This is a genomic window from Nostoc sp. FACHB-892 (genome assembly GCF_014698795.1).
Classification (GTDB): domain Bacteria; phylum Cyanobacteriota; class Cyanobacteriia; order Cyanobacteriales; family Nostocaceae; genus Nostoc.
In genome coordinates, this window is record NZ_JACJTR010000011.1 from 189819 (window position 1) to 215394 (window position 25576).

Below are 25576 nucleotides of genomic sequence, written 5' to 3' on the forward strand. Positions count from 1 at the left end.
TGTAGATGCACTCTGGCAGTATTTTGAGTTAAAGGACTGTATATGTGGTGTGTCTGCTAAAAAATGCACAATCAGACACCAAAAGCAAGTGCCAGTGGCAGGAACTTTGTTAAAGAATTTCCATACTACTGCCATAGTTTACCCAGTGACGATTGATTTAACCAAACCAGAAATAGCGATCGCTCGGCTTCTGGCATATCTTCTAGCTTATAAATCACTTGTTTGGTAAAATTAGCGTTGCCAAAATAGGATTTTCCTAATCTATGTAGTTCTTGTAACAATATAACTACATGATTTTCTTGCCAATCAGGTATTTTGGCTGTCGGTAACGGATTAGTAGATACCAAATATTTAACTGCTTCTAAGGAAGATGTTTGGGGAAATTGTTTCTGCTTGAATACCTCTACAATATCTTTTTCAAATAATGCAGCTTGCCTAGTACCCAAAAACTCTTCAATGTCGATAGAAACACCTTGCAACAGCAAAATACTGGCTTGGATTAAAATTCCCGTTTTACCATGACTACCTGTGTCATTACCTAGCTGCTCTAAACGGATTTTACCCCAAACACTAAAGCGTTCCGGTTCCTCCAGCAAAACACAGGCTTTACCTCGGTTATCCGTTAATTCTCTCCATAAGGCTCTAGCTTCTTCTTCTTGACTAGCTTTGAAAACACTAATCAAGCGAAAAGTCTGCCCTTGATAACTGAGGATCGGCACTTGCTGATCCTTTTTTGGGTGCTGAATGCTTGATATTTCAACATCCTGCCGTTTGAGAATAAACATGGCACTAGCAAATAACTCCTCACAGGGGCACTCTTAATATGGAATATATAATGGCATTTGGCAGCATCGCCAAGGCTGAAATTACCTAGCATACTGTGGAAATGAGCCTAGCGATCGCCAGTTCTTTCCCGAAGGTAGCCGCCCAGAGGGCGTTGGCATTAACAGGCAAATAACTCATTGACAACTCAATATATCTAAACCAATACCCCATCTGTTTCGTTTTCGGTGTAGATTAACTAACTAGCGACTAGCATCTTAGCCTTGCTAGTGGTAAATCTGCAATTTTTGATTGCTTCTTAGTAGGTGAACACGATATAATATTGCAGGTGACTCCTTCGGGAGCCATTATTTTGTTTTGGGCGCGTAGCTCAGTGGATAGAGCAATTGCCTTCTAAGCAATCGGTCGCAGGTTCGAACCCTGCCGCGCTCGTTTTAACTTAATATGTACCCTCAAGCACCGTGAAGTGATACAATCATTTGCACATTCGAGGGTTCGTTTTGCTGCATCATACTAAGAACAAAGGCGATATTGCTGCTACAAAAGCAATCGCTGATCTAACCCTTAAAGGTTATTTAGTCCTCACGCCACTTGTTTGTGAACATTTACCTTTTGATTTTGTTGTCTACAAAGACGATAAATTTTATAAAATACAAGCTAAATACGCAGCAGACAATAGGGTAGTCAATAAAACTATTTGGGTAGATAAAAATGGAACTCATCAAAAGAAGTACAAAGTAAATGACTTTGACTTTTATGCGGTTTATCTTCCTGACATAGATAAAGTTGTTTATCCATCAATTAACTTTGATGGTTGCTACATAACTACCCAGATACCTAATTCAGCTACACCGTTTTACTGGTGGGAGGATTTTACAGACTTTACTGAAGCAGCCTCTAAGCGAACCTACAAGGAGTTTGGCGTTGATTTAACAAGTAGAAAGGTTAACCCAGACTCTAGGATTCATACCAGAAAAGTTGAAAGACCATCAAAAGAAGAACTAGGAAAACTAGTTTGGGAAAAGCCAACCGCACAAATTGGGAGAGACTTTGGCGTGTCTGATAAGGCTGTAGAAAAATGGTGTAAGGCTTATGGGGTAGAAAAGCCGCCTAGAGGGTATTGGGTGAAGAAGGCTTATGGAAAAGTAGAAGGACAGTTAACAACCCATAACGAAACGTTCTCTAGGTAAGAGGCGGTACTATCATACTTGTATCGTGGTTCCGTAACAATAATTGTGCTGATTTGTTAAGGTTTTGGCTGACTGACGCACCCTACCTACAAAAAATACCAAATCATAGCCAAAAAACAATCTGATACCCAAATTTCTCTCCTGATAGCAAAATCATAGTCAGAATAGCCACGAATGCAAGGAAGAGACTTAGCTTTTAAACATCTAAATCTATTAAAAAGGCTGAAACACTTGAATTTACGTTGATTATTCTGTCAATTTAAAAAGCCCGTGACGAGGATTGAACTCGTGACCTCACCCTTACCAAGGGTGTGCTCTACCACTGAGCCACACGGGCAAAATATAACTTTGGTTTTTAGTTGTAAGTTACAATGCTGGGAGCTTTGCTCTTAACCCAGTCATTATAACTTATAACTTCGTAAGTGGTGGGCCGGGCTGGATTTGAACCAGCGTAGGCGCTAGCCAACGGATTTACAGTCCGTCTCCATTAACCACTCGGACACCGACCCGATTTGTCTCACGATTTAAAATCTTAGCACCATGTTTTATAAATTGCAAGTGATTATAAAAAATAACTTGCAGGTAGAGATCGCAACAAAAATGCATCTCTACCATCGGTATAAAAAATACTGGTTACACGCTCATATCCAGCATTCGTTGCATTGGTCGCAGTGCAGCAAGGCGAATATCCTCTGACATGGTAATTTCGGGAGTACGATTTTTCATTGCCCAGTAAAGCTTTTCTAGCGTGTTTAACCGCATAAACGGACATTCGTTACAAGCACAGTTATTCATCGGCGGTGCAGGAATAAAATGTTTGTCAGGAGCTAGTTTTTGCATTTGGTGAATGATTCCCGGCTCCGTAGCAACGATAAATTCTTTGGTAGGGCTGCTTTGACAATACTTGAGTAAGGCGGCTGTGGAGCCAATAAAACTGGCGTGGCGCAATACACTACTTTCACATTCTGGATGTGCGATCGCCTCTGCTTCGGGATGGGCAATTTTTAACTGAACAATTTTCTTTTCCGAAAAGGTTTCATGGACAATACAGCTACCTTGCCATAGCAGCAAATCTCGTCCAGTCTGTTCCATGACATACCGCCCCAAATTCCGATCTGGAGCAAAAATGATCGGCTGTTCCTTCGGTATCTGCTGCACAATTTTCACAGCGTTGGAACTAGTACAAATAATATCGCTCATCGCCTTGATATCAGCAGAACAGTTGATGTAAGACACCACCAAATGATTCGGATGCGCTGCTTTAAAAGCTGCGAATTCGTCTGCTGGACAACTGTCGGCTAAAGAACAACCAGCATCCAAATCTGGTAAAAGTACTAATTTATCGGGATTAAGTATCTTTGCTGTTTCTGCCATAAAGTGAACACCAGCAAAGACGATCGCATCCGCATTGGTTTTTTCGGCGGCTTTTGCTAGTTGTAATGAATCCCCAATAAAGTCTGCAATATCCTGAATATCTGGCTCTTGATAATAATGCGCCAGGATAACAGCGTTGAGTTCTTTTTTGAGACTCTGAATTGCGGCAAACAAATCTAGTGGTAGTTCACCCAGTTGGGTGTTTTCGCGTTGAGCTAGTGCAGTAGTAAACACAGTTTAGGGGTGCTTTATGTTGCAAATGTATGTCCTGTGGATTCAATTATAGTAGTTTTTACCAAAAATAGTGGACGGTTGATATTTTGGGGTTGTGTCCAAATCGGGCTGAGTTTCATATCCTGGAGATAGACGGCAAGGAAAGTGGCATGACCAGTCAGAAAACTCAATCGATAAACCTCAAAATTGCTGTAGTTGGAGATATTCACGACCAATGGGAAGTGGAAGATGGCGTTGCACTCAAGCATTTGGGTGTTGACTTAGTGCTGTTTGTCGGGGATTTTGGCAACGAGTCGGTGGAAGTGGTCAGAGCGATCGCATCTCTCGATATTCCGAAAGCAGCCGTGATGGGCAACCACGATGCCTGGTACACCGCCACCGAATGGGGACGCAAAAAGGCTCCTTATGACCGCTCTAAGGAAGACTGGGTACAGGAACAACTCGATTTATTAGGTTCGTCCCATGTCGGTTACGGTAAATTGGATTTTCCCGCTTGGAATTTAACTGTAGTGGGGGGTCGTCCCTTTACTTGGGGTGGCCCAGAGTGGAAATTCGCGGAAATCTGTAAAGAACGTTACGGTGTGACGAGTTTGGAAGAATCCGCCGATCGCATCTTCAAAGCAGTTAAAAGCGCCGCTTACGAGACAATTATATTTTTGGGTCACAATGGGCCTAGTGGGTTAGGCGATCGCCCCGAAGACCCCTGCGGCAAAGACTGGCATCCAATTGGCGGCGACTTTGGCGATCCAGATTTGGGCGAGGCGATTTCTCAAGCCTTGACTGCTGGTAAAACCATTCCTCTGGTGACATTTGGTCACATGCACCGAGATTTACGCCATACCAAGAAGGTACAGCGCAAGCCCATCTTTAGAAGTCCAGAGGGGACAATTTACTTAAATGCGGCTAGTGTCCCCAGGATTGTGGAAAATGACGGCGAGAAGTTGCGTAATTTTTCCATTGTCACCCTAGAGGCGGGTGTGGTTTCGCAAGTTTCCCTACTTTGGGTGGGGAATGACTTTCAGGTGGCTAAAGGGGAAATTTTGTACGAGCGATCGCGTATTGTGTCCTAGATATTCGCATGCAGTAGTGCAATCTGCGTAGATGATACGATATAGTATTATCTGTCAGCTTTAGTGCTAACCAACAAAAGCGCCTGAATCGCCTCTAAAACTAGGATAAGCACAAGTTTGACAGATTTACTGGAGAGGTGGCAGAGTGGTCGATTGCGTCCGACTTGAAATCGGATGAGGCTAAAACCTCCGGGAGTTCGAATCTCCCCCTCTCCGTTGAATGAATGTTGTTATCAAGTAGTACATCTGTTTTGCATCTACAATATATCCAAATAGATGCATAAACAGTATTTGGTTAACTACTAATGAAAAATCTAAATATTAAAGAAGAAGCCCGCAAATTGATTGACAAATTGCCAGAAAATTCCACATGGGATGATTTGATGTACCAAATTTATGTTCGACAAACTATTGAAGCTGGACTAGCGGATAGCAAAGCTAGTAATGTTATTTCTGTACAAGAAGTACGGAAAAAATTTGGACTACCAGAGTGAACGTTTACTGGACAGCAACAGCAGTAGAAAATCTCTCAGCAATTTATGCTTATATTTCCCAAACTTCTCCGCAGTATGCGGCTAGAATAGTTGACCAGATTACTAGGCGTTCTGAACAAATTGCTAATTTTCCTTTGTCAGGTCGAATTGTATCAGAGTTTGAAACTGAGCAAATCCGAGAAGTTATTGAAGGTTCATACAGAATTATTTATTACATTAAACCAGAGCAAGTTGATGTACTGGCTGTCATACATGGTTCGCAGCAAATTATATTGAGTTCTGCGGATGCGGCTGAGTAATGTTGGGTTTCACTTTACTTGATGCAAGTTCCAATCTAACTAAAACAGCCGTGTTTGCCACCAAGGAGTATTTTTAACTTCCTTTTCTAAATTTTGAATTTCTTGTTGAAGAGTTTGCACTTCACTCACCATCGATTGTTTAGAAAAAATAGCAGATGCTTGCTTGAAATCTGCTATTGCCTCTTTCTTTTGTCCATTTTTTTTGCGAATACAACCCCGTTTTACATAGGCAAAAACGTAATCTGAATCTAATTTAATTACTTGATTATAATCCGCTATAGCGCCTTTAAAATCTTGTATTAGGCTACGAACACATCCTCTTTTAAAGTATGCTTCAGTATTTGAGTTTTTATTGATGACTTGACTATAATCTGAAATAGCGTGATTATATTCTTTGATATGTGTGTAAGCATTTGCTCGATTCATTATAGTGATTAGATCATTTGGATTTATGTTAATCACTTGATTAAAGTCTTGAATTGCACCTTCATAGTCCTTGATCTCTAAACGAGCATTGCCACGATGCAAGTAAATATTGCATTCATTAGGTCTTAGTGCAAGTACTTGAGTATAGTCTTCTATTGCACCTTTGTAGTCTTTAAATCCCGAACGGATATAACCTCTGTTTAAGTAAGCATCAATATTTTGAGGATTAATATTGATAGCTTGGCAAAAGTCTGCTAAGGCTCTTGTATAATCAGCGACTTGAATATATAGCATACCACGCCTGTAGTAAATATCGTCGTTGCTATGTTCAATTCTGATGCTCTGTGTGTAATCTAAGATTGCTCGTTTATAATTTTTTTGTCCAGATAGAATGTGTCCCCTATTGCGGTAAGCCACAAGATGATCTGGATTAATTTTAATTGTCTGAGTATAATCTTCAATTGCTCTTTGATAATCTCGCCTGTCAGAATAGATGCAACCTCTTAAAAAATAAGCTTCAGCATATTTAGGATTCATTGCGATAACTTTAGAAAAATCCTCAATAGCTTCCATGTACTGTTTATTTTCAAGTCTTTCAACACCTCGCTTGAAAAATTCATCATCACTTTTAAATACATCAAGTAAACCGGAAATTCCTCCTGTTATTCCCTTAGATACATAGCCAGCAAGAGAACCTGCTTCATTAGCTACATTTTCGACTACAGAACCTATATTTTTTGCTGTCTTTTTGACTGAAGATTCACCTTTTGCACCAGCTAAAACTCCTGTGGCTATAGCTATAGGGATAGCAATTGGGCCAGTCAAACCCAAAGCACCTATTGTAAATAATGCTCCCACACCACCTGCAATAGCCCCTGCTTTATTTTTCCCCGTAAAGTCATTGAATACAGCTTCTTCAGCAACATCAAAAACAAAGTCTTCTATGCTCATTTGTCCTCTATTTTATGAAAGTAAATATTATTTAAAATTAGACTGTTACTATTGACAGTACGCCTCTACTTTAGAAATAGTAGCTGTACTGTTTATTTTTTTACATTTGTAAAAACTCGGAATTATTTTAAGATAATTTTTTCAGTTTAACTAAGTAATAACTAGGTTAAAAATAGTAAAATAAATAAAGTTTTATGTCAAAATTGCTGTACGTACTTACAAAACCTACAAGTCCACTCTCCCTTATGCTTGCATTGTGCTATCATTTTGATAAATTCTACTTTGAGGTAAAGCGATGGCTACCCTTTATGTAAGAAATTTACCCGATGATTTGTATGCAAAGCTGCAAGAGTTAGCGGCATCTGAACACCGTTCAATTAACGCCCAAGTTATAACTCTGTTAGAACAAGCTTTAAAAACTGAAGCACAGCAGACAGAAGACGAAAGACGAAAAAATGTCCCAAAACTGCTAGAGGAAATCCGCCTTCGCCGTGAGAGTCGCCAGACTGATGTCGAATGGCCTGATAGTACTGCCTTAATCCGAGAAGACCGAGACAGATGACTATCCCTCTCAGGTGTGTTGTAGACGCAAGTGTTGCTATCAAGCAATTTGTACCAGATGATCCACTAACTCCGAAAGTTAATCAACTGTTTGCTCATCTTGGCAATCCTCAAACTGCGATCTTTGTCCCAGACCTGTTTTACATTGAGTGTGGCAACATCATTTGGAAGTATGTCCGCGCTAGACTTTATGCTGTTGCTGATGTGCCAGCAGATTTAGCAACTCTCAAAAGCTTCCCTTTGCGTGTTGTCTCCACGGCTGACTTGATGGCGGATGCAGTTGCGATCGCATTAAATTATGGAATCTCCGCCTACGATGGATCTTATATCGCGCTTTCTCAACAGGTAGGTGCTACTTTGCTGACTCTCGACGGTAAGCTGGTGAAGGCTCTAGCAGCTTCGTCTTATAATGTTTGCTCGTTTAATGACTTCGAGGTTCCGCCGTTAGAGTCAATGTAGAAGCGATCGCCTTTCCTCACCATATATTTAACCCCAAAGTATTAGATAAGACTAAACATCTCGACATAAACTCAGAATTGGGGGAATTTAATTTTTCTCACCGACTTAACTTAGTTGCAATAAAATTAGTTTGTAAAGCAGGGTATAAACCTGCTGTTTTTTTAATACTCAATTGTCAAAAATGTCTTTTACTTATAACCGCACGGTTCGTTTTCAAGATACTGATGCTGCTGGAGTAGTTTATTTTGCTAATGTTTTGGGTATTTGCCATGAAGCTTATGAAGAATCTCTAGAAGCATCAGGTATTAATCTCAAAGATTTTTTTACTAATCCTTCTGTAGCTTTCCCCATTGTTCATGCTAGTGTCGATTTTTTGCGCCCTATGTTTGGCGGGGACAAGTTACTGATTAGCTTAATTCCCCAAAAACTAGGTGCTGATAAGTTTGAAATTACTTACGAAATTGCAGTGGCTGAGGTAGTAGTTGCTAAAGCTATTACTAGGCATGTTTGTATTGATGCAAGTAGTCGAAGTAAGCAGGAATTACCTGATGAGATTATTCAGTGGTTGGAAACGAACCGCAGAGACGCAGAGGGCGCAGAGAGAAGAAGGTCGAGAGAGATTATGTGATAGGATTTTGGAGGAATTCTGCGGCTATTTGCTGTAGCTGTTGGCGGTTAATCTTACCTTGGGAGTTACGGGGTAAGTTTTGCTGGGGAATCCAATATTTTGGAATTTTAAATTTGCTGAGTTTGTCTTTGAGTAGGGTTTGGATTTTTAAGGCAGAGATATCTGATTTTTTGGGAATGTAAATCGCTGTTAAAGCTTGTCCCCAGTGTTTATCTGGGATACCGATGACACAAATATCGGCAACCAGTTGAGTTGATTGTATAGCTGATTCAATCTCTACTGGGTAAATATTTTCGCCACCTGTAATAATTTTTTCGCTGTTACGTCCGAAAATATTTAAATGTCCTTGTTCGTCTAAAAAACCTAAATCATCTACTGTGAAATCAGCTTGATTTTCTCTAGTTTTAGGATAGTAACCAAGGGCTAAAGATTGAGCATGAATGGTGATATTTCCGATTTGATTGGAATTTAAAATTTCGCCTTGCTGATTGCGAATAGTTACTTTTGCATGGGGAAGAATTTGACCACTGCTAATTTTACCACCGAGAAAATCATCCGGTTTGAGGGTAGCAATTTGAGAGGCGGTTTCTGTCATGCCATAAGTAGGTGCTAACCGGATGCGATGAAATCTGGCTTTTTCTAGTAGTTCGTTCCATGCTGGCGCACCTCCTAAAAGTACGGTATTAAATTGAGATAACCATTCAGTTAATTCTGGATTTTGCAGGAGGCGTTGTAACTGTGTTGGTACTAAAGATATGAAAAATTCTGATTGTTTAATATTTAATATTTGACTAGATTCTACGGCTTTAAATGGTTGAATAGCTACTTTACCTTTGGTGGTGAAAGAACGCATAAATTGCATCAAACCACTAACATGATATAGCGGTAATACACAAAATGAATTAACTCGCTTTAGTTGAAAGTATTCAGTAAATCCTTTTACAGATGCTATGAAAGTTTCCCAAGTGTGAATGGCAAATTTAATTTCTCCTGATGAACCACCTGTAGGAATCATTATGCTATTGGGAATTGGGCATTGGATATTATTATTTCCATGCCCCATGCACCATGCCCCATTCCCCATTCCCAAAATAATATCTGGTTGTACTAAATCAAAGACTTGTTGCCATTCTTGTGTTCCCCAGTCGGGGTTACAAAGAAAAACTGGACAACTAGCTGCACAAGCGGCAATAAAACTTGCTAAAAACCGCACTGGTTCGCGTTCGGCTAAGATGATTTTTGGTGGTGTTCCAGACGCTGATAGTTGTGTTAGTTCTAAATATAATTTTTGAGCTATTTGATTAAATTGACGGCTGTCATAACCAATAAGCCAATCATCCTGAGCCAGATTGTTAAGGCAGTCTAAAGGTCGTTCCATAAACTTTGAAACCACGTTTCTTCTTGTTCAAAAAAATGGTCGATACCAAAACCAATTGCCCTGTTGTTTCGGGATAATTCGGCTGCGAGTTGGAGTGCTGCAAGTCTACCGATCGCAGTTTCAAATACTGAAGAAAATACAGTATCAATTTGATGTTGGTGGCAAAACTTTCTCAGCCGAGATGGTGATCCAACTATTCCAGGCTTTATGACAAAAATTCCTCGCCAACCTTGTTGATAACAGGAGGCGAGTTGCCCAAGTGTGGCGACAGATTCATCTAAAGCGATCGCAGTTTCATAACTCGTACTCAATTCCAACATTTGCTGAAATTGCTCCACGGGTAGCGGTTGTTCGATAAATTCAATTTCTAGGGGTAGTTCTGGATTTGCCTTAAAATTGTCGCAAGTCCGCAGCCATAAGTTTGCTTCGTCATAGCTGAGTCCACCGTTGGCATCTAATCGCAGTTTGGTAAAGGCTGGTAATGTCTGTATTAATGACTCAAAAATTTCTAGTTCATTAGCGATCGCATACACACCAATTTTCCACTTAAATGTGTGATATCCCTGCTCCCACAAAGTTTCCCACTGATTTAAAGCCGCTTCACCGGCTGGTAATAAAGCACTGTAGAAGAGTGAATTAGGAGTTAAGAGTGAGAAGTTAGGAGTTATGATATTTGCCTCACTCCCCCACTCTTGCGCTGACTCAAAGCCAAATTGACAAGCAGGTAATTTATCTGGGATGGAGAAAATTATCTTGTCTGTGATTTCTTCTGGGAGTTGGCAACAAAAGTCTAAGGCTTGTTCTAGGGTTTCGGAACCAAACCAACTAATAGGGGCAATTTCTCCCCACCCGACTTTACCTGATTCATCGGTAAGGCGAAGAATAATACCTTCACGAATATCCCACTTACCATGATTGGTAGTCAGCGATCGCAAAAACTTTCGCTGATATGGACGAAATTCAAATCTGTAGTCATTAGTCATTAGTCATTAGTTATTTTCCCTTTGTTTCAATGCCCAATGCCCCATGCCCCATGCCCAACTAAAGAATAAATCCCAGTCCGAACAGCAAGCAAGCCCAGAAATGCACGGCTACAGCGATGAATTTACAGTTACTAACTTTATCTGGTTGATTATGATTTTCTTGAACGTGGCGGCATAATTTGAAGGCAAAGGGTAAACTCACCCAACTCAGCAATGTCCAAATTGGAGAAATCCCCCACAGTACAAACAGCAAGGTGAGGGGATAAATGCTACCAGTGAACCAAACTAGGAGTTGCGCCCCTTTTTGGGTTCCTAGACGGACGATAGGCGATCGCTTACCTGCGGCTATGTCATCCTTAACTTGGTGAAAGTGGGAGCAAAACAAGACTAAGGTTGTGGCAATCCCGACAATCACTGAGGCTGCTAAACTTGTGAGTGACCAAGTTTGGGTTTGGCTGTAGTAGGCTGCCTCTACTGCTAAGGGACCAAAGGCAAAAAAGCAAAGAATCTCGCCTAAACCCTGATATCCTAAGCGAAAGGGAGGCCCTTGGTACATATAGCCCAATCCGCAGCATAGTAGAATTATGCCGATAACAGTTAGGTCTTGTTGCCAAAAGGTGATTGCTAGTATGCCCAGCAATCCCAAACCTAAACACAAGTTTCCTAACCAAAATACTAATAGCTTATCGCCTGTTAAATTAACCAGAGAATGGTGCTTATTTTGATCAATACCTGTTTCTGAATCAAAGACATCATTACTGATATTTTCCCAGGCAAGAATTAAAATCGCAGCAGCTACAAAAGTAGAAAATACTGTACTATTGAACATTTTAGTTTCTGCAAATGCTACTGCTGTTCCTACCCAAATGGGCATAATGGCAACGCTGTACATTGGCGGTTTAATCGCTGCCATCCATAACTTAGTGTTGGGATATAAAATTTGCTTGGTAGTCATCAGTTGTGATTAATTAAATTGCCGGAATATTACTCACTCTTGAGATTTTATGATTTAAAGAGATGCTAGATATACATGAGCTAAAAACAACTACTACTTTGACTGTGGCTCGTTCACATCGCGTTGTTAACATTCCACCCTCACCTTGGCAGTCTAAGGCTGGAACTGTCTTGTCCGGGTCTAGGAACACCACAAACAAGGTAAACTCTACGCTGGTGAAATAGCAACTTAATATGTTACCTGTAGAAATACGACCACGATTTATTACACTTTAGGAAGTTAACTTAAAAAAAATTTACTATAGAGCCATGACAGTTTCACCATGTCGTAGCAACCTCTTTGTAGAGGACAAAGATTTATATCAATTTTTGGTAGCGGTGCAAGAAAAGTGCGTCAAAAATAATTGCAGGCAAATTGTCAGTATCTCTCAGGAGATCGATTTAGTTGACCCTTTACTTGTACTAGATAAACTTACACAAGCAAATGAAATAAATTTTTACTTTGAGGACAAAAGTAAAGGAGAAGCGATAGCAGCAATTGATGCTGTAGCAAAGTTACAAATTGATGGTGCAGATCGTTTTACTCAAGCTGAACATTTTATCAAATCTTGTCTAAAAAATATAATTAATTTTGGTAACACTAGCCAAGGTTTTTCTGGCCCTCACTTTTTTTGTTATTTCAGCTTTTTTGATAAAAATGCCCAAGTAGATTATCCATTTCCATCTGCTACCATCTTTCTTCCACGCTGGCAAGTAGCTGTTAAAAATCAGCGTTGCATATTAGTAACAAATATAATTATCAATAAAAGTGTAAATATTCAAAGATTATTGGAGAATGTGCAAAATAAAATTGATTTTGTCCAATCTTTAGAATATTACTCTCCTAATATTAATCCTTTTTCAGCAAAGTTATACAAGAAATCCGTCACAAATCCTGCCCAATTTAAACGTTCAGTAACATCTGTTTTGGAAAAAATTCGGTCTAGTCATTTAAGCAAGATTGTCTTAGCAGATATATTAGATGTAAAATCAAGCAATCAGTTTGACTTAGTTCAATCCTTAAATAATCTTAGGCAAATACATCCTAATTGTTATATCTTTTCTACAAGTAATGGCAAAGGACAAAACTTTATTGGGGCAAGTCCAGAAAGATTAATTAGTATTAATAATCAACAGTTAATTACGGATGCTTTGGCTGGTTCTGCACCACGAGGTAAAACCCCTGCTGAAGATGCAGCTAATGCCAATCGCTTACTTAATAGTGAAAAAGAAAAGCACGAACATTCGCTGGTACTTGATTTCATTACACAACGCCTATGTCAACTAGGTTTGTTACCACAGATATTAGCACCACGGCTGCGACAATTATCGAATATCCAGCATTTATGGACACCAATAAGTGCTATGGTTCCCGCTAACATCCATCCATTAAAGATTGTTGCTCAGTTGCATCCTACACCAGCCGTTGCCGGTGCAACACGAGATGTTGCTTGTGCTGAAATTCGTCGTTATGAAAACTTTGAGAGGGGTTTGTATGCTGCGCCTCTGGGTTGGATAGATTCTCAAGGGAACTGCGAGTTTATTGTGGGAATTCGTTCAGCCTTGATTGATGGCGATCGCGCGAGATTGTATGCTGGTGCTGGTATCGTGGCTGGCTCCGATCCTGATAAGGAGTTTGCAGAGGTGCAACTGAAACTTCAGGCGTTATTGAAAGCGTTAGTTTAAAGAGACTTCCAAATTAAAAAACATCCAAAGATTTCTCTGCATGAAAGCATATCTTTTAGTTCCAGTATTGTAGATGCTTTATGAAAATTGAAGTGGTAAAAGCTACTCAACAACAGAAGTCAGTACTGTGTAATTTAATGGAACTATACCAGTATGATTTAAGTGAGATAGAAGCTAAAGATGTAGATGCCTGCGGCTTATTTGGCTATCGATATCTTGATTACTATTGGACAGAACCTGAGCGACACCCATTTCTAGTTAAAGTTGATGAGAAACTGGCAGGGTTTGTACTTGTTAATCAGCATACTTGCCTTCATCAAGATAACAATGCTATGTCTATTGCTGAGTTCTTTATCCTCAAGAAGTATCGAAGTCAGAATATTGGTAAACAAGTAGCTACTCACATTTTCGACCAGTTTCTTGGCAATTGGGAGGTACGGCAGACTGCTTTTAACTTAGGCGCACAAGCTTTTTGGAGTAAGGTAATTAGTCAATACACTAATGGAGCTTTTAAAGAGGCTTTCTTAAATGATGAACGATGGCATGGCCCAATTAAAACTTTTGACAACTCAAATAAACTATTTAATATAAAAAATACACCGGAGAAATCGGTGTATTTCTAGCATTACTAAAGCATATACTTTTGATGATATCTTACACTAAATCCTGATGAGTAAAAGCTTTAGCATTGGCCCCAGTGTAAGTAGCTACAATATGTCCATCACCAGCCATTTGATATTTGTATGTCACTAACCCTTCTAAACCAACGGGGCCACGGGGAGGCATTTGTTGCGTACTAATCCCTACTTCTGCACCGAAACCATAGCGGAAACCATCAGCAAATCTGGTAGAACAATTGTGAAATATATTAGCTGAATTTACTAATCCAAAGAAAGTTTCCACAGATGTTGAATCTTCAGTAATAATCGCGTCAGTATGACGAGAACCATATTCGTTAATATGCGTGATCGCACCTTCTAAAGAATCTACAATCTTTATCGACAAAATAAAATCGCTGTATTCTGTTTCCCAGTCTTGCTCTGTTGCAGCTACGATATTAGGCAAAAGTTCTAAGGTGCGTTTATCACCTCTTAATTCTACATGACGTTCTTGCAAAGCCTCAGCAACTTTTGGTAAAAACTCTATAGCAATTGATTGGTGAACTAGCAAAGTTTCAATTGCATTACAAACAGCAGGATATTGAGCTTTGGCATCAACGGTAATCGGAACTGCTTTAGAAATATCAGCCGCTTTATCTATATAAAGATGACAAATCCCGTCCGCGTGGCCCAATACAGGAATCCGTGTATTTTCTTGCACAAACCGCACAAAGTAATTAGAACCTCTAGGAATAATTAAATCTACATATTTATCTAACTTCAAAAGTTCTAAAGTTTCTTCTCTAGTTGTCAGCAACTGTACCGCATCAGGGTTAACGGCAGTTTGAGATAATCCTTGCTTAATTGCCTTAACTATCGCTTCGCAAGAACGCACCGCTTCCTTTCCACATTTGAGGATTACACCATTTCCCGATTTGATCGCCAAGGAGACAATTTGAATCGCCGCCTCTGGACGTGCTTCAAAAATAATCCCCAAAACACCTAAAGGACAAGTAATCCGCTTGAGAATTAAGCCAGTATCAAGTTCGCGGTGAATCTGTACTTTACCAATTGGATCGGCTAGTTTACCAACATCTCTTACTCCAGCGATCGCGTCTCTTAATTTATGTTCATCCAACTGTAAGCGTTTATAAAGTGGTTTAGGAATTCCTTCGGAAGTAGCAGCTTCACAATCAGCAATATTTGCTTGTAAAATTTCATCTCTAGCTGATTCTAAAGCTTGAGCGATCGCAACAAGTGCTTGATTTTTTGCTTCAGTCGAGAGAATTGCCAACTTACTTGCAGCTTGGCGAGTTTGTCCTGCGATCGCAATTAGGGGAGTAGCAATGTTAAAAATAGTCATAGCACAAATCTTTACCTTTTCTTCATCTTATCAATGTGAGTTCATCATTGCTTATCGTCTTCCCCCAATCGGGTGAACCATTTGGGTAATCAATAATTACTCTGATCGGGTGAAGCAAGACTTGGTTCAAAAAATTTATTCTGTGATTATCGAACACAGGGAAATACGAGGTGATAACTTCACCATTATTTAAATATTTTAGGTATTATTGCAGAGTTTATTTGAAAAATTAAAAATGATTTATGCGTACCAGGGGCTAGAGAGACATCGTAATTTATGTTTTTCTAGCCTTTTTACTTAAGTAAATAATTTATACCGCCATTATTTAAATTTTTACGAAATTGCAGTGACGATCGCTGGATCTATTGAGTATTGATAGATCAAATACCACTCCTTTGCTAGGGAGATCCTATGTCATTGCAATCTGGATTAAACGCCTTAAAACAAAAACGTTATCAAGAAGCGGTTGAATTACTAGAACAATTCTGCCGCGATTGTGTTGAGCAAGATTCCTCAGATTATCTTTCAGCACAGATGTGGCTGATGAAAGCCTATCAAGCCATAGGCGAAATCGAAAAAGCCAAGATGCTGTGTCAAAAGTTAATGATGAGTGAAAACCCACAGGCTCGTAGTTGGGCAGAACAAGCTAGTCAATCCTTCCGCCAAACCTCAGCAACCAAATCTAACGCCGGACAAAAAGCTGGTCGCGCCACTACTACTGGAATAAAATTAGCGATGGGCGGTGTGGGTGGTAGTTTAGTGTTAGCTTCTGGTGTCACCATGACCTTACTATTTGGCATGGTCTTGGCTTTAGGTTTGAGTTTAGTATTTATTTTGGGTAGTAACGATCCACTCCAAGGGTTAGCGATCGCTATTGGTTTTACCCTAGTTTTTAATATTGCTGCCTTTTTCCTGTCTCCCTTTCTCATGGACTTAACCCAAAAATGGCTTTACCAAACTCGCTGGGTAGAGTTAGCAGAAGTTGAAACCCTCAGTCCAGAGACAGCTAAAGTTATTCGCCAAGTCTGTCAGCAGAAAAACCTGAAAACCCCACGACTAGGAATCATTAACGACCAAAACCCCACGGCTTTTACTTATGGTTCGTTACCTAACAGCGCCCGTTTAGTCGTCAGTCAAGGACTTTTCACTTATCTGGATGACGATGAAATTGCTACCGTTTATGCCCACGAATTAGGGCATATCGTTCACTGGGATTTTGCAGTGATGACTGTAGCTTCTACCTTAGTGCAAATTTGCTACCTAATTTACAGCACAGCCAGAAGATTTGGGCGTGGTGGCGATAGCAAAATTAAAGATGCTATGCAAACTGCTGGTCTAGTTGCCTACATATTTTATATCATTGGTACTTATCTACTGCTGTACCTCTCTCGGACACGAGAATACTTTGCTGACCATTTTGCAGCCGAAAGTACAGGTAATCCCAATGCATTATCTCGCGCTTTGGTAAAGATTGCCTATGGGATATTAGAAGAAGGTTCGCGGACACAAGAACCCAGTCGTTTAATTGAAGGGACTCGCGCCTTGGGTATCTATGACCATAAAGCCGCCGCTTCCACAGGAACCGCCTACCGCCTTGCATCCGATACGCAAAAAATTGGTCGCGTCTTTCTGTGGGATATGTTTAACCCTTGGGGCTGGTGGATGGAATTGAATTCAACTCACCCATTGACAGGTAAACGAGTTCGTGCTTTGAGCACCTATGCCGAACAATTGGGTTTACCGACTGAGTTTGATATGGGGCGAGTTATTGGAGAAGGTAAAACTCTGAGTAAGAGTAGGCTTTACGGCAATTTCTTTTTAGACGTTGTGCTGTATGGTGCTGAAACTATAGGTTTCTTCGTTGGCTTGGTAATGGGTGTGATTCTGTGGTCAAGTTCGCCAAATACAGGTTTAGCAATTGGTGCGCCATTTATTGGCTTAGGAATGGGGATTATTGTTAAAGCCTTGGTGATGTTCCCCGACTACAAGCAAGCGCCAGAAACTGACATTCTCACTCTGATGTCAGACCCTTACGCCAGTCCGTTGCGTGGACAACCAGCAAAACTTGAAGGTCTACTAATTGGTCGTGGCGACGCTGGTTATAAGTTTGGTTCCGATTTAAAAATTCAGGATCGTAGTGGGATGCTTTATCTCCACTACGCCTCACGCTTTGGGCCAATCGGCAATTTCCTGTTTGGGATGAAGAGAGTCCAAAGCTTGATTGGTGAACAAGTAGGGGCTGTGGGTTGGTTCCGTCGAGGTGTTGCACCTTGGATGGATCTGATTCAACTCCAAAGTAAAAATGGCACTATTGTCAACAGTTACCATCGCTTCTGGTCATTCATCCTTGGCGGTGGATCAATTATCGTGGGAGTGGTCTTGATTATGTTGTTGAGCAGCTAGTCTGCTGTCAAAGCATTTCTCAGTCCATCCAAGCTGTGAAATCCCCTACACTTTCCTTCTCTGCGAGACGCTACGCGAACAGGTAAGTGTAGGCTTCTGTGCGACTCCTCTATCAGGGCATTAACTGAGCTTTAAGACCTGGCGCTATTGTTTTCAACTCTCATGAATGAGCCTAGGGTGATGAATTTACCAACGAGATTATCAAGCTTGATAACCTTAGTTGAATCCTGTTGTAGGATCTCAAAGTTAGAAACAATGCTGCTGTAGTCTAGTGTGGCATTACCAGGGCTAGAGTTGAAAATGCCGCCACCATGCCCAGACTCGTAACTACCAGAGATAAGTTCAATCCCGAAGGCTTTATTGTGTTTGATAGTGCTATTGCCCACTGTTAGGGTGGCATCATTATAGATGCCACCGCCAAGATGTGCCTGATTGCCGCTAATGCTGCTATAACTCACGTCAAGGATGCCAAAATTGTAGCCGTCTCCCGGAGCAGAATTAGAATTATAGATGCCGCCGCCTTCATCATTGGCATAGTTATTACGGATGGTGCTTTTACTCACGGATAGGCTGCCTGCGTTATAGATGCCGCCTCCAGTAGATGCATTATTATCACTGATGGTGCTATTTTCCAGCGTAACGCTGCCATAGATTAGTACATCTGGTCCACGGTAACCAAAGATGATCTCGCCTGCGTTATAGATGCCGCCACCGTTATTTGTTGCCGAGTTGTCATTAATGGTGCTGTTACTAACGGTTATAGTACCTTCGCTGTAAACCCCGCCGCCGTTGTTTGTCGCTGAGTTGCCAGTGATGGTGCTGCTACTCACAGTTATAGTGCCACCAATTGTAGTGCCACCGATTGCAGTGCCGCCAATATAGATACCGCCGCCATATTCCGCAATGTTGCCAGTAATGGTGCTGCTACTCACGGTTATAATGCCATTACCCTCGTTAAGACTGATACCCTCATAGACACCACCGCCATTATAGATACCGCCGCCGTATTCCGCAGTGTTGCCAGTGATGCTGCTTTCATCCACTGTGAGAGTAACACTACTGTAGATGCCGCCGCCGTTGCTGGCGTGATTGCCAGTAATACTGCTGTTACTCACGGTTATAGCGCCTTCATAGATACCATAGATACCGCCGCCGTATTCCGCAGTGTTGCCAGTGATGCTGCTTTTATCCACTGATAGAATGCCAGAGCTGAAGATGCCGCCACCACCGTAATAGCTGGATCGGAAGTTGACACTATTACCCTTGATGAGGCTGTTATTCACTGTTATGGTGCCAAATTCGGAACCATAAATGCCGCCACCGTCGTATTCCGCAGTGTTGCCCCTGATGGTGCTGTTACTCACAGTAACAATACCGATATTGGGGCTGCCGTCTTCCTTAAAGATATAGTTGAAGATACCGCCACCCTGATTGGCGTTGTTGTCAGCGATGGTGCTTTTATCCACCGATAGGGTACCAGAATTGAAGATGCCGCCACCATTGTTTGTTGCCGAGTTGCCAGTAATGGTGCTGTTGCTCACCGATAGGGTGCCAGAGTTGAAGATACCACTGCCGTATTCCGCAGTGTTGCCAGTAATAGTACTGTTGCTCAAGTTAAAGATGCCTTGATTAGAGATGGCACCGCCTCCTCCAACCTTTTTGTAGCTATTGGTAATATTCAGCCCGCTAATTGCAGCTGTTACACCATTGCCAATGTCAAAAACACGAGAAGCACTATCACTACTAATAGTTAGTAAGTCTGGATTTGTGCCTTGAATAGTCAAGTCATCTGTGATACTCAGACTACTACCACTCAAACTGATGGTATGAGCGAGTCCATCATTAAACAGCCCACCAAAATTGATGATGTCTTTTCCTGCTAAGGCATTAGCATCTAGAATTGCCTGCCGTAGTGAACCTGCATCACTGTTCTTGGCGTTAGTAACGGTAAATATAGACACTGAGGTTACTCCAATGTTTTTGGCGGTGTAAAATAAAACGACCCTGGGTCGTTTTATATCTGAATTTCACGGGATTTGGAAAATCTTTCTCATAGAAGAAGAGAAATTTTGAATTTTCTGCTTCTGCTATCGGGAAGGGGGTTAGATTTTTCGTGGGCTTTTGCAGATGACCTAAATAGTTAGGTAGTTACCTGTGCCTGAATTGCTAAAATCACCGCCGTCGGTGTTAGTACCCATTGGCACTCAAGTCTTTTGCTTTCAAATGCCAACACAAAAAAACATCTCAGTATATGGCTGAAACCTAGATTTTTTCTTGCAGTTGTTTTAAGTAAGAAGTGCAAAATTATACGCTTCGGAAATTTTAAAACATTCTTTAAGAGTGTTAATAAAGAAAAATAATCTATTATTCGACACTTGAAAATAGGAAACATCCAAATAACCTGATAATAGTTAAATACCGAAAACTTGTTTGTATGTCTATATTTCAATAAAGATGTTTGCAGAATCTTTATGTTATGGCTAATAAATCTAAGTATGTTGGCGTAAATAATTAAAGGTTTACAATGATAATCTTAGTGCTTAAATGCGGGCGAAATTCTTACATAAAAGCTAATTTCAAGATATTTTATATTACTTAATATAGTTTGATTTATTCTCGCTTACTTACTTACTATACAAGCCCTGAGCTTGATGTATTCTTTATATTTTGCTATATCTCATTTGCGTAATAACCTGAAACCTGACTGATTAGACTATGCTCCAATTGCTTAATTACAAGCAATATCTCTAAGCTGCTAAACGTAAGCAATAAGTAGTATATGGGGTTAATTTTGTCAAAATCCCTGCTTGGAAGAGGAGCCTAGTACCACAAGACGGAAGTCAAAAGTCAAAAGTACTATAGGATAAGTTCTTTGAGGATTTTCAATCGTTGCTCTATTTATGCCGTAACGTACTAGACTGAGCCATCGTTTCCCTATAAACTTCCATTTTTGGGTGGCTGATTATCTGGGAAATCAAATTGGTCAGGAAAATCGGTCAAATCTGCGATTACTTCCCAATCAGACTCAAGCGTTAGTGCTTTACAAATTTCTTTAAACTTGTCAACTTTAATTTCCTGTCCTTGAAAAAATTTTTGAATAGTACTGCGACCGACTACACCTGCTAAGTAATTAGCAAAACTTAATTGTGTTCCATGCAATCTTTTAAGAGCTTTCTCAGCTTGTTCTAAACCTTTGGGAGTGGCTTTGAGCGTTTGTCTCTTCTTGCTCATGCGTTGCAGTTGGAGTGGCAGCTAACAAAGTGAAGGTAACTGATCATGATTTTCGGAAAATGGTGTTAGTAGTTAGGAATTGTCAATCTTGCATACTTTTTTTACTCTGGTATCGTTTGTCTAAAGTTTGCACCAGTCAAGCTTTGACTGGATGAAATCCTCGGGTATGGCTGGGCTGGTGAAAACGAGGCTTTATGTTAGATACAGCTTGATTATGAGATTTTACGGAATGTAGCACAATATTTTTTCAGAAGTGAGTAAATAACTGGCTGTAGCAGAATTTCAATGCAGCAGTTTTCTTTTGCATGAGGTACAAAGTCACTGGTTTTGAGGCAAGAGGCAGATCGCGCAGCGTGTCGTAGACAAGGCAGGAGGCAGGAGGGAGAAGATTGAAGGAGGCAGGAGGCAGTTGGCAGAAGGCAGGAGGTTCAATGTTTTGTAGGGGATTCAAACTCCCTCCTAAATTGGGGCCACCAAATTAAAAATTGTCATTTCAAAAGGATTAGTACAGTTTGCTATTGATTTTGGAATGGGATTGCGGTTTGAAGATTTGTCTGGTTGTCGTCAGACGATGAGGCAAAATAAAAAGACAAAATCTGATAGCGAAGCGGTAGCGAGTCTTCGAGCGTCTGCTGCAAATAATCGTGATGCATGGGCATTCTATCAGCTTGAATTGTTTGCTAGATATAAAGCAATTCGTGCAGGCATACCTGTTGAGTCTGTACCAGCACCATATACCAGTAAATCAGATCACCGCAATGGTGTACTCAAAGTCCGAAATGGAGATTGGTTTAGGGGATTTGATGGCTATAGGTGCAATGCTGATTGGAATGCTTTTCAGAATACTGGTCAATGGTTAGGTTTTTCATGCCCTCTGGGTCTTAAGGAAACTGTGGTTGCAATGGCTACAGTTGATGTAGAGGGTGCGGTCAATGACAGTCCGTTAACTGGCGTTGCGTCTTAGCGGGTGGATTTATCCCCCGCTAAGACAACCGCTAGAATCGCCGTCAATTTATTGACGGCGAGTGTCAATCATCAACTTTCTTTGGCAAGTTGGGCTTTTGCCTGTTGCCACAACTTTTCTAACTCATCTAAACTGTAATCAGAAAGGGGGCGGTCAACAACTGCCTCTATTTTTTCTAATCGCTGGACAAATCGCTGATTTGTGCCTTGCAAAGCAGCACTAGGATCAAGATTATGCCAACGGGCTAGCTGAATAACTGCAAACAGTAAATCGCCTAATTCTGCTTCTTGTCGTTCTGGTGTTTCCTCAGCTAAAGCCTGTTGAAACTCCCCCAACTCTTCATGAAACTTATCCCAAACGCCCTGAATATTCTCCCATTCAAACCCGATAGCCGCAGCCTTTTGAGAAATTTTCATCGCCGCCGTCAGTGGGGGAAGAGTGCGCCCATAACGACCGAGTTTAGCACTAAGTTTTTGCGCCTCTGGAGATGCTTCGCCTTTTTCTGCAGCTTTGATTTGTTCCCAATTTTGCCGCACCTCATCCACACTTGTCACCGAAACATCACCAAAAACATGGGGATGACGGCGAATCAACTTTTGGGAAATCCCCTGAGTTATTTCTTTCAAAGAAAATTGTCCAGATTCGCTAGCAATTTGGGCTTGCAATACCACCTGTAATAATAAATCGCCTAACTCCTCTGCGATCGCACCCTTATCCCCACTCTTAATTGCATCCACCACCTCATAAGCTTCCTCAATCACATAAGGAGTAAGAGTTTCAGGAGTTTGCGCCAAATCCCAAGGACAACCACCATTAGGCGATCGCAACTTCGCCACCACCTCAATCAACTCCTGCAACGCCGCCAAACTCTCATTTTTATTTTCCATACCTCTGCGTACCTCTGCGCTTTCCTTTGCGTCCCTTTGCGTTAAAAAAATTATTTCTTTACTCTTACCCGACGACCACCACCCCTCACTTTCCGCCTCTTAATTTTGCCACTAGGAAGCAACCCCCGAACCCCCTGCTTTTTAAAACGCTTATAAGCCGAACTCCCCCAATCGCTCAGAGAATGACTCATTGCACCGAGTTCCAACCCCAAAAACAGGGCGATGTATTCAGTATCGTATTGCACGAGCGATCGCCCCACACTTTGTCCCAAATCTTGCCAAGTAAAGCTTAGATTCCATAACCTTTCGGCGACCGCCAAAACGAAAATTGCCACAATAGCAAGCAAACACCCCAGATAAAGTATCCGTAGAATCGTGCCAATAATCGGCCCGTGGGATAAAAAAGAACGATGCCGCAGACTTTTTTGATAAGGTAGCCAAATCCAGCGCAAGAAACCCCAGCGTTGAAATTGCACAGAGTAAATATCCAAATCGGGGCCAAACATCAGCCCGCCAAAGAGAAACCCAGCTGCAACTAACAAAGTCGCATTACTACTGCGAGTTTGCCAGAAAGTAATGCCCGCCACGAACGGCAGAGTATACATAGTAATGCGATCGTGCGTTCGGCCAGAGGGCATCTTAAATCCTTCCTCTCTGAGTAACAGAATAATGAGTCAGTATAAGAGAAAAAAAGAATTTCTTAAAACTACTAGCGCAATGCGAAATCTTTTGCTATATTAATTAAGGATTAGTCAAACGGGCGGTTAGCTCAGTTGGTAGAGCGCCTGCCTTACAAGCAGGATGTCATCAGTTCGAGTCTGGTACTGCCCATTAAGTCAATTAAGGCTAGAAACAACTTATATGTGGTTTCTAGTCTTTTTTAAATGGATTCGCAATATTTAATTAACCAGCCACTACTAACCCATCTTCCATATCTTCAGAATAGAGAATGCTTGCTCTTGCCGATAGGGCATAAAAAATAATTAGACTCTCCTAAAACAATTAATCAGTAGTTAATACTGAAGCAAGAAGGTCAGGACAAGACAGATGCGGGCAATGTCCAGAAGGTAGCTCAATGGCATCGACTCCTAAGCGTTTTCGTGCAGCGTAGCGTGACCATGTAGGAGACAAGATTCGGTCATTGGTACAGACAATATATTTACGTTCAATATGCGGCAAAGCTTTTAAAGAGTTAGTTTCAAATATATATGCCATAGATTGTTGCGAACGACTTTTCGAGATTGCCCACTGTGCTACATCCGGTTGACAATCATGATAGAAAAACTCCCTTAATACTGCTTCGTCTGAATAATCTTTGCCTACGGAAGCTGGTTCAAACATATCAGGCTCATCGTAGAACTGTTGGAGTTTACTTGGCTCTTTTGGCTGGTAATTGAATGATTTGAGCGTATCAGAATCAAGACGATGAGCAAATTGGTCGAGTGTACTGATTCCGGGATAAGGTATCAGCGCAGCCACAAACACTAGTTGACGCACTTTTACCGCTTCAGCAACCAGGGGAATGATACTACCAGCCATTGAGTGACCGACTAGGACAATATCATCATCAGTTTTTGGCAGCGCTTGAATTACTGTATCTGCAAATTGAGACAAAGTAGCAGATGCATTTTCAATTGGCAAATCCATTGCTACGGCTTTGTGACCCTGTGTTTCTAAGTAGGGAATTAGCAAATCCCAACACCAAGTAGCCTGGAAAGCACCGTGAACTAGACAATATAGACTCATATAGCAATCCTAAATCATTTGTGAAAATTATATATCTCTTTCTTCTTTCTTCCCTTTGCGCCCAAAGCCAGTACTTTGCGGTAGCCTGCGGCAAGCCGCTTCTCTACGAGACGCTCCGCGAATGCGTCTACGTTTTCTTATTTATATTTTTCACGAATCAAATAGGACTGCTATAGGATTCCTATATGTATTCAAATAGCAGTTAAAACAGGCTGAAAAGGTTGCAATAAAATAGCCAAAATTTTATCAACTTCTTTAATATAGTATTCAGTCAAATCTATATAAACAGTCGCATCTTCTAAAAATAAAAACTTCCAGTTAGTTCCACTAGTAACCGAGCCATAAATCCGCCCAACTTCATTACCTTGATTTTAATTGAACAGTTGCGCGGCAATCATCGCTGCTACACATTGACCCAGACCGCCGATAATATCTTCTTTTTTCGTTTCAAAAATAAACATTACCGGAGCAGAAATAAATAATTGCTCTTGCGAATTGCTGATGATGTAATCGCAAAAGCCTTGTAAGCCTTGAGTTGCATCAACATTAAATTCATTTCCAGAGAACAGTGAGATTTTATTATTTAATAATCGTCTGACCTCTGCGAGGATTGGTGCAATTAAAAACTCCGACCTTGCTTTTTCGGTTGAGATTGCAGTTGCTAAAGGGATGTAATCTATTAAAATCGTTTTGAGAGTACACCCGTAAGGGCACGGCAGTGCCGTGCCCCTACACCTTGCAATATAATCTTGTACCGCATCTGAATGGGAACCGCCATAACAGGTTTTGTATCAGCAAATAAATTCCGAGTTTCATCGAGTGTTAAGTCAAAACTCTTTTTCACCTTAGCGAGACTAAAATCGCTGTATAGCAT

General features: G+C 40.9%; 24 protein-coding genes, 5 tRNA genes and 1 pseudogene. 14 read left to right on the forward strand and 16 right to left on the reverse strand.

Translation table 11 applies throughout. The features are described 5' to 3' along the window. Positions 1-125: 125 nt before the first annotated feature. Positions 126-785 (reverse strand): Npun_F0813 family protein, encoded by a 660-nt coding sequence (locus tag H6G96_RS17070; RefSeq protein WP_190912558.1) that lies wholly within the window; start codon positions 783-785, stop codon positions 126-128. Between the two features lie 357 nt (positions 786-1142). On the opposite strand from H6G96_RS17070, the gene H6G96_RS17075 reads away from it, so the two are divergent. Beyond that, positions 1143-1215 (forward strand) — tRNA-Arg (locus H6G96_RS17075). 68 nt (positions 1216-1283) lie between these two features. Continuing rightward, positions 1284-1973: a group I intron-associated PD-(D/E)XK endonuclease gene (locus tag H6G96_RS17080; RefSeq protein WP_190912559.1), complete on the forward strand. Its 690-nt coding sequence runs from the start codon at positions 1284-1286 to the stop codon at positions 1971-1973. 265 nt (positions 1974-2238) lie between these two features. Here the strand turns inward: H6G96_RS17080 and H6G96_RS17085 are convergent. From H6G96_RS17085 to H6G96_RS17100, 4 genes are all read right to left on the reverse strand, one after another. Further along, positions 2239-2310 (reverse strand) — tRNA-Thr (locus H6G96_RS17085). 86 nt (positions 2311-2396) lie between these two features. After that, a tRNA-Tyr gene (locus H6G96_RS17090) sits at positions 2397-2482 on the reverse strand. Between the two features lie 124 nt (positions 2483-2606). After that, positions 2607-3581, reverse strand: coding sequence for a quinolinate synthase NadA (gene nadA, locus H6G96_RS17095; RefSeq protein WP_190912560.1), 975 nt, complete (start codon positions 3579-3581; stop codon positions 2607-2609). A 14-nt stretch (positions 3582-3595) separates the two neighbouring features. Further along, positions 3596-3751, reverse strand: coding sequence for a hypothetical protein (locus H6G96_RS17100; protein WP_163937771.1), 156 nt, complete (start codon positions 3749-3751; stop codon positions 3596-3598). On the opposite strand from H6G96_RS17100, the gene H6G96_RS17105 reads away from it, so the two are divergent. The 4 genes from H6G96_RS17105 to H6G96_RS17120 all read left to right on the forward strand — a co-directional run bounded on the left by H6G96_RS17105 (position 3731) and on the right by H6G96_RS17120 (position 5444). Continuing rightward, entirely contained in the window at positions 3731-4651 is a 921-nt protein-coding gene (locus tag H6G96_RS17105; protein WP_190912561.1) for a TIGR04168 family protein, read from the forward strand. The two genes, H6G96_RS17100 and H6G96_RS17105, sit on opposite strands and share 21 nt — an antisense overlap. 131 nt (positions 4652-4782) lie before the next feature. Next, positions 4783-4867: transfer RNA gene (locus H6G96_RS17110), tRNA-Ser, on the forward strand. A gap of 89 nt (positions 4868-4956) precedes the next feature. After that, positions 4957-5145, forward strand: a complete 189-nt coding sequence (locus H6G96_RS17115; RefSeq protein ID WP_190912562.1) for a hypothetical protein — start codon at positions 4957-4959, stop codon at positions 5143-5145. Next, positions 5142-5444: a type II toxin-antitoxin system RelE/ParE family toxin gene (locus H6G96_RS17120; protein ID WP_190912563.1), complete on the forward strand. Its 303-nt coding sequence runs from the start codon at positions 5142-5144 to the stop codon at positions 5442-5444. Before H6G96_RS17115 ends, H6G96_RS17120 begins: the two co-directional genes overlap by 4 nt. Positions 5445-5483: 39 nt before the next feature. On the opposite strand, the gene H6G96_RS17125 is transcribed toward H6G96_RS17120, so the two are convergent. Continuing rightward, on the reverse strand, positions 5484-6821 hold the full coding sequence (locus H6G96_RS17125; protein ID WP_190912564.1) for a tetratricopeptide repeat protein: 1338 nt from the start codon (positions 6819-6821) through the stop codon (positions 5484-5486). 295 nt (positions 6822-7116) lie between these two features. Between H6G96_RS17125 and H6G96_RS17130 the strand changes: the two genes are divergently transcribed. The 3 genes from H6G96_RS17130 (at position 7117) to H6G96_RS17140 (ending at position 8469) form a co-directional block, all read left to right on the forward strand. Continuing rightward, entirely contained in the window at positions 7117-7383 is a 267-nt protein-coding gene (locus tag H6G96_RS17130; protein ID WP_190912565.1) for an Arc family DNA-binding protein, read from the forward strand. Continuing rightward, positions 7380-7841, forward strand: coding sequence for a type II toxin-antitoxin system VapC family toxin (locus H6G96_RS17135; RefSeq protein WP_190912566.1), 462 nt, complete (start codon positions 7380-7382; stop codon positions 7839-7841). The genes H6G96_RS17130 and H6G96_RS17135 overlap by 4 nt, the downstream gene beginning before the upstream one ends. Before the next feature lie 181 nt (positions 7842-8022). Next, the gene (locus H6G96_RS17140) at positions 8023-8469 is read left to right on the forward strand and encodes a thioesterase family protein (RefSeq protein ID WP_190912567.1); all 447 of its coding nucleotides are present in this window, start codon (positions 8023-8025) and stop codon (positions 8467-8469) included. On the opposite strand, the gene H6G96_RS17145 is transcribed toward H6G96_RS17140, so the two are convergent. From H6G96_RS17145 to menA, 3 genes are read right to left on the reverse strand one after another with little or no spacing between them, the layout of a single operon-like run. Then, entirely contained in the window at positions 8462-9847 is a 1386-nt protein-coding gene (locus tag H6G96_RS17145; protein WP_190912568.1) for a 2-succinylbenzoate--CoA ligase, read from the reverse strand. The two genes, H6G96_RS17140 and H6G96_RS17145, sit on opposite strands and share 8 nt — an antisense overlap. Next, positions 9832-10830 (reverse strand): o-succinylbenzoate synthase, encoded by a 999-nt coding sequence (locus tag H6G96_RS17150; protein ID WP_190912569.1) that lies wholly within the window; start codon positions 10828-10830, stop codon positions 9832-9834. The genes H6G96_RS17145 and H6G96_RS17150 overlap by 16 nt, the downstream gene beginning before the upstream one ends. 58 nt (positions 10831-10888) lie before the next feature. Continuing rightward, positions 10889-11785, reverse strand: coding sequence for a 2-carboxy-1,4-naphthoquinone phytyltransferase (gene menA / locus H6G96_RS17155; protein WP_190912570.1), 897 nt, complete (start codon positions 11783-11785; stop codon positions 10889-10891). Between the two features lie 308 nt (positions 11786-12093). Between menA and H6G96_RS17160 the strand changes: the two genes are divergently transcribed. Both H6G96_RS17160 and H6G96_RS17165 read left to right on the forward strand, forming a co-directional pair. Beyond that, the gene (locus tag H6G96_RS17160; RefSeq protein WP_190912571.1) at positions 12094-13509 is read left to right on the forward strand and encodes an isochorismate synthase MenF; all 1416 of its coding nucleotides are present in this window, start codon (positions 12094-12096) and stop codon (positions 13507-13509) included. A gap of 80 nt (positions 13510-13589) precedes the next feature. Beyond that, complete coding sequence (locus H6G96_RS17165) at positions 13590-14132, forward strand: GNAT family N-acetyltransferase (RefSeq protein WP_190912572.1); 543 nt, start codon at positions 13590-13592, stop codon at positions 14130-14132. Between the two features lie 31 nt (positions 14133-14163). On the opposite strand, the gene H6G96_RS17170 is transcribed toward H6G96_RS17165, so the two are convergent. Continuing rightward, entirely contained in the window at positions 14164-15471 is a 1308-nt protein-coding gene (locus H6G96_RS17170; protein WP_190912573.1) for a glutamate-5-semialdehyde dehydrogenase, read from the reverse strand. Between the two features lie 411 nt (positions 15472-15882). On the opposite strand from H6G96_RS17170, the gene H6G96_RS17175 reads away from it, so the two are divergent. After that, complete coding sequence (locus tag H6G96_RS17175; protein ID WP_190912574.1) at positions 15883-17874, forward strand: zinc metalloprotease HtpX; 1992 nt, start codon at positions 15883-15885, stop codon at positions 17872-17874. 131 nt (positions 17875-18005) lie between these two features. Here the strand turns inward: H6G96_RS17175 and H6G96_RS17180 are convergent, their stop codons facing one another. Then, a complete protein-coding gene (locus tag H6G96_RS17180) occupies positions 18006-19835 on the reverse strand; it encodes a right-handed parallel beta-helix repeat-containing protein (protein ID WP_190912575.1) in 1830 nt (609 codons plus the stop codon). A gap of 973 nt (positions 19836-20808) precedes the next feature. Continuing rightward, complete coding sequence (locus H6G96_RS17185; protein WP_190912576.1) at positions 20809-21105, reverse strand: hypothetical protein; 297 nt, start codon at positions 21103-21105, stop codon at positions 20809-20811. Between the two features lie 529 nt (positions 21106-21634). Between H6G96_RS17185 and H6G96_RS17190 the strand changes: the two genes are divergently transcribed. Beyond that, positions 21635-22069, forward strand: a complete 435-nt coding sequence (locus H6G96_RS17190) for a zinc ribbon domain-containing protein (RefSeq protein ID WP_199339574.1) — start codon at positions 21635-21637, stop codon at positions 22067-22069. Between the two features lie 71 nt (positions 22070-22140). Here H6G96_RS17190 and mazG read toward each other — a convergent pair whose 3' ends face one another. Together mazG and H6G96_RS17200 are read right to left on the reverse strand one after the other, a co-directional pair. Next, positions 22141-22956, reverse strand: a complete 816-nt coding sequence (gene mazG, locus H6G96_RS17195) for a nucleoside triphosphate pyrophosphohydrolase (protein WP_190912577.1) — start codon at positions 22954-22956, stop codon at positions 22141-22143. A 50-nt stretch (positions 22957-23006) separates the two neighbouring features. Then, positions 23007-23594 carry a metal-binding protein gene (locus H6G96_RS17200; protein WP_190912578.1) on the reverse strand — a complete coding sequence of 196 codons (588 nt, stop codon included), beginning with the start codon at positions 23592-23594 and terminating at the stop codon, positions 23007-23009. Positions 23595-23714: 120 nt separating this feature from the next. On the opposite strand from H6G96_RS17200, the gene H6G96_RS17205 reads away from it, so the two are divergent. After that, a tRNA-Val gene (locus tag H6G96_RS17205) sits at positions 23715-23787 on the forward strand. 171 nt (positions 23788-23958) lie between these two features. Here the strand turns inward: H6G96_RS17205 and H6G96_RS17210 are convergent. Then, a complete protein-coding gene (locus tag H6G96_RS17210) occupies positions 23959-24702 on the reverse strand; it encodes an alpha/beta hydrolase (protein WP_190912579.1) in 744 nt (247 codons plus the stop codon). 191 nt (positions 24703-24893) lie between these two features. Beyond that, positions 24894-25576: pseudogene (locus tag H6G96_RS17215) on the reverse strand (hypothetical protein).